This is a genomic window from Phocaeicola sp. ICN-14070 (assembly GCF_037892625.1).
Classification (GTDB): Bacteria; Bacteroidota; Bacteroidia; order Bacteroidales; family Bacteroidaceae; genus Phocaeicola; species Phocaeicola plebeius.
This window is the reverse complement of record NZ_JBBKBF010000114.1, coordinates 1-4,947: the sequence shown is the minus strand read 5'-3', so window position 1 is coordinate 4,947 and position 4,947 is coordinate 1. Positions and strand designations below refer to the sequence as shown.

Below are 4,947 nucleotides of genomic sequence, written 5' to 3'. Positions count from 1 at the left end.
TAAAGCTAAAAAACAATGTTTTACAACATACATTAACCACCAAGACGAAATATTCAATGCGGTTAACAAATTACATATTAAATACAAAAAATGCAGAAACGATTCCGCTTCTGCATTTCACATTCACCTAATATTACACCAGATTCACTTTATACGCTTATATCCATATACAGCTAATTCACCTAATTCTTCTTCGATACGAAGCAACTGATTATATTTCGCCATACGATCGGAACGGCTTAATGACCCAGTCTTTATCTGACCACTATTAGTAGCTACTGCAATATCCGCAATGGTGGCATCTTCTGTTTCGCCGGAACGATGAGAAGTAACCGTAGTATACCCATGGCGATGGGCCATTTCAATAGCATCGAGTGTCTCACTCAAAGAACCAATCTGATTTACTTTGATAAGAATGGAATTGGCACATCCCATTTCTATACCTTTCGATAAGAATTCCACATTGGTCACAAACAAGTCATCTCCTACAAGCTGACAACGATCTCCAATCCGCTCCGTCAGTTTCTTCCATCCCTGCCAGTCATTTTCACTCATACCGTCTTCTATAGAGTCAATCGGATACTTATTGATTAGTTCTTCCAGATAAGCCACCTGTTCATCTGAAGTACGTTTCTGACCACTGACTCCTTCAAAGATCGTATAGTCATATACTCCATCCTTATAAAACTCAGAAGAAGCACAGTCCATTCCAATCATCACATCCTTTCCTGGTACATATCCTGCCAGTTGAATGGCCGACAAAATAGATTCCAACGCATCTTCCGTTCCGTTCAATGCCGGAGCAAAACCACCTTCATCTCCTACAGCCGTACTTAATCCACGGTCGTGCAACACCTTCTTCAAGGCATGGAAAACTTCCGCTCCCATACGCAAACCTTCACGGAAAGAAGGTGCACCTACCGGACGAATCATGAATTCTTGGAAAGCAATGGGTGCATCACTATGTGAACCTCCATTGATAATATTCATCATCGGTACCGGCATCACAAAAGTATTTACTCCTCCAATGTAACGATATAAAGGAATGTTCAAGTAAGCAGCTGCCGCTTTTGCCACTGCCAAAGAAACTCCCAAAATGGCATTGGCCCCGAGATTGGATTTGGTAGGCGTGCCATCGAGTTCACACATTTTTTTGTCAATTCCACGCTGATTCAGCACAGACCATCCTTCCAGGGCCGGAGCAATTACATTATTTACATTATATACAGCTTTCAACACACCTTTACCTCCGTAACGCTTGGCATCTTTATCACGAAGCTCGAGTGCTTCATGTTCACCAGTAGAAGCTCCTGAGGGTACAGACGCACGCCCCATGATTCCAGACTCCAGTCTCACTTCTACTTCTACAGTAGGATTGCCTCTCGAATCGAGTATTTCACGACCTGTAATTGATTTAATTTTCATATTCCTATCATTTTAAAATTCTGATATACAAAAATGAGAAGTTCCTGCAAGGTATACAATACCTTGAAATAGGTATTTTGTAAACCTGACTCTCTGAAACAAAAAAGGACTGTAACTGAAAAACAGCCACAGCCCTCTTCTGTCATTTATGCAATCAAAATGGATTAGTAATTATTTTTCTTTACTTCGAAATAAGCTTGTGGATGCAAGCAAGCCGGACATGTTTCAGGTGCTTCTGTACCTACATAAATGTATCCACAGTTACGGCACTGCCATACCACTTCTACATCTTTCTTGAATACTTTATCATCTTCTATATTCTTCACGAAAGCCAGGTATCTTTCTTCATGTCCTTTTTCAGCAACAGCAATTTCACGATACATCTTAGCGATAGCCGGGAAACCTTCTTCATCTGCAATGTCAGCAAATTTCGGATAATCCAAGCTCCATTCTTCATTTTCACCTGCTGCAGCTGCTTTCAGGTTTTCCAATGTAGTACCGATTACGCCGGCAGGATAGCTGGCAGTAATTTCTACCATTCCACCTTCCAACCACTTGAACATTCTCTTGGCATGTTCCTTTTCCTGATCAGCAGTTTCCATAAAAATAGCAGAAATCTGCTCGAAGCCTTCCTTCTTTGCTACACTGGCAAAATAAGTATAACGCATTCTTGCCTGTGATTCACCAGCAAAAGAGATTGCCAAATTTTTCTCAGTTCTTGTTCCTTTAATGCTTTTTCCCATATCTATTAGTTATTAAGTTGATGAATAAATTACGTTTTTAAGTTCACATTGCAAAGGTGGTAATTTTATTCAAATTTGAAACGATTACAATTTTATTTTCTATTTTATTAACGCTTTAATAAAACCTAGATTTATTCATAAAACAAATTTGAAGGAGAAAAAGTTCTTGAAAATAACTTCTAAAATATCCCTTATCCTATCTCATATACATTGAATAAGAAACAAATAATAATTCAAATTTCTATTTCAGAAAATATTTTAAAATATAATCAACAGAAAAATCGTCTAAATTCGAGAAAATATATACTTTTGTGCTTCTTTTTAAATTAGTAACATTTTTAAGATAGATGAAAGGATTAGAATTTAGACCAAAACTTTTCACAATGATGAAAACTTACACCAAGGCCGACTTTATGACCGACCTGATGGCAGGTATCATTGTGGGAATTGTAGCTTTGCCTTTGGCCATTGCCTTTGGTATAGCCTCTGGAGTAAGTCCGGAAAAAGGTATCATTACCGCCATTGTAGCCGGCTTTATCATTTCTTTTTTAGGTGGAAGTAAAGTACAGATAGGTGGGCCGACCGGAGCGTTTATCGTAATTATCTACGGTATCATTCAGGAATACGGTATCGACGGACTGATGGTTGCTACCATGATGGCCGGTGTGCTCCTTATATTATTAGGTATATTCAAACTGGGAGCCGTTATCAAATTTATTCCTTATCCTATTATCATTGGTTTTACCAGTGGTATTGCCGTCACCATTTTTACTACCCAGATTGCCGATATTTTCGGACTTGATTTTAAAGGTGAAAAAGTACCGGGCGATTTTATCGGAAAATGGATTCTTTACTTCCATCACTTCGATACGGTAAACTGGTGGAATGTCATTGTCAGTGTAGTCAGTGTATTCATCATTGCCATTACTCCCAAGTTCTCTAAAAAAGTTCCAGGCTCTTTAATTGCCATCATTCTGGTAACTGTAGGAGTTTACTGCCTGAAAATGTATGGAGGAATTACTTGTATCGATACCATAGGCGATCGTTTCAGCATCAAAGCACAACTTCCGGAAGCAGCCGTTCCGGCACTTGACTGGGAAGCTATCAAAAACCTGTTCCCTGTAGCCATTACTATTGCCGTATTGGGAGCTATTGAATCTTTGCTCTCTGCTGCAGTAGCCGACGGTGTTATAGGTGACCGCCATGACTCAAATACAGAACTTATCGCACAAGGTATTGCCAACTTTGTATCACCTATATTCGGAGGTATTCCCGCTACCGGAGCTATCGCCCGTACCATGACAAATATTAACAACGGTGGAAAATCGCCCGTAGCCGGTATTGTACACGCAGTGGTGTTATTGCTTATCTTACTTTTCCTGATGCCGTTGGCACAATATATTCCGATGGCTTGTCTGGCTGGTGTACTGGTTATCGTTTCTTATAACATGAGTGGATGGAGAGTGTTCAAAGGATTGTTGAAAAATCCCAAATCGGATGTGGCTGTCCTGCTTATTACTTTCTTCCTGACCGTTATCTTCGACTTGACTGTAGCCATTGAAGTAGGATTGGTAATTGCCTGCGTATTGTTCATGAAACGTGTAATGGAAACCACCAAGATTTCTGTAATTACCGACGAAATCGATCCGAACAACGAATCTGATTTGGAGGTACACGAAGAACACCTAATGATTCCACAAGGTGTAGAAGTGTATGAAATCAACGGTCCGTATTTCTTCGGTATTGCCACCAAATTTGAAGAAATCATGTCTCGTTTGGGCGATCGTCCGAAAATCCGTATCATCCGTATGCGAAAAGTTCCTTTTATTGACTCTACAGGTATACACAACCTTACCACCCTGTGTGAGATGTCACAAAAGGAAAACATCCACATCATTTTGTCGGGAGTTAATGAAAAAGTACATAAGGTACTGGAAAAATCAGGATTCTACGAATTGCTGGGAGAAGAAAATATCTGTAGTAATATCAACGAAGCCCTGGAAGTAGCCACTCGAGAAGTCGCAGAAATAAACGCGAAATAAAAGGTTAAAAGAGAGACTCCTGTTCTGTTAAAATCCAAATAGAGTTTAACAAAACAGGAGTTTTCTTTAAATCATGTTATAAAACAGTATATTTTAGGTTAGTTACTTGGATTATTCCCAGAATTCCGTACCTTTGTACTGTGTTTTTCATAGTATTAGATTTAAGGTTAACAAAGGTTGGAGTACAGCGGTACTCCTTTTTTTATATCCTTACTTCAGAAAATCACCACTTCAGTCGAACTTGAAACTGTAAATCATACTTATTGTTTCCCTGTATTTCTTCTGCTCCCGAACTGATGGTTGACCGATCTCTATAGTGCGTCCATCCCCATTTAACCTGAAAAGTCAGACGCTTTTTCCAATTATAATCCATAGTCCAAGCCCATCGCTCTCCTCTTCCATACAAGGACATCATAGAAAACGCATACAACAGCCCTTGCTCGTACATATACACCCGCGATGCATAATCCTGCGTATGAAACCAGATACCGCTTAGAGAAGTCCGCAACGAAAGACGAGGAATATCCACCTTCATACTACTACCCAATACCCAACCGTTAGAAGCCTCCCGTTTCCACACATCCGAACGCACATATTCCACAACCGTTTTCCACCGCAAAAAACTCAATGGTGAATAAGTCAGCTGATAATGTAATCTTTGTCGGATATTGGGTAATACTAGTTTACTTTCTTCCGTATCCTGATAGTTTTTAGCCTTGTTTTTATAACTATACTTT

3 protein-coding genes and 1 pseudogene are annotated in these 4,947 nt (G+C 39.5%); 1 reads left to right on the top strand and 3 read right to left on the bottom strand.

Translation table 11 applies throughout. From position 1 onward, the window contains the following. Window positions 1-144: 144 nt before the first annotated feature. Entirely contained in the window at window positions 145-1,425 is a 1,281-nt protein-coding gene (gene eno, locus WKT20_RS17520; RefSeq protein WP_117701237.1) for a phosphopyruvate hydratase, read from the bottom strand. Window positions 1,426-1,589: 164 nt separating this feature from the next. Further along, a complete protein-coding gene (gene rbr, locus WKT20_RS17515; protein WP_007559642.1) occupies window positions 1,590-2,168 on the bottom strand; it encodes a rubrerythrin in 579 nt (192 codons plus the stop codon). A 347-nt stretch (window positions 2,169-2,515) separates the two neighbouring features. Here rbr and WKT20_RS17510 point away from each other — a divergent pair, with 347 nt between their 5' ends. Then, window positions 2,516-4,210: a SulP family inorganic anion transporter gene (locus tag WKT20_RS17510; RefSeq protein ID WP_117701235.1), complete on the top strand. Its 1,695-nt coding sequence runs from the start codon at window positions 2,516-2,518 to the stop codon at window positions 4,208-4,210. 223 nt (window positions 4,211-4,433) lie between these two features. Here WKT20_RS17510 and WKT20_RS17505 read toward each other — a convergent pair. Beyond that, a pseudogene (locus tag WKT20_RS17505) lies at window positions 4,434-4,947 on the bottom strand (helix-hairpin-helix domain-containing protein); the annotation flags it as partial.

Bases quoted from the DNA above. Each gene is read 5' to 3' on its own strand.
- eno (WP_117701237.1), bottom strand. From the start codon at position 1,425: ATGAAAATTAAATCAATTACAGGTCGTGAAATACTCGATTCGAGAGGC.
- WKT20_RS17510 (WP_117701235.1), top strand. From the start codon at position 2,516: ATGAAAGGATTAGAATTTAGACCAAAACTTTTCACAATGATGAAAACT.
- rbr (WP_007559642.1), bottom strand. From the start codon at position 2,168: ATGGGAAAAAGCATTAAAGGAACAAGAACTGAGAAAAATTTGGCAATC.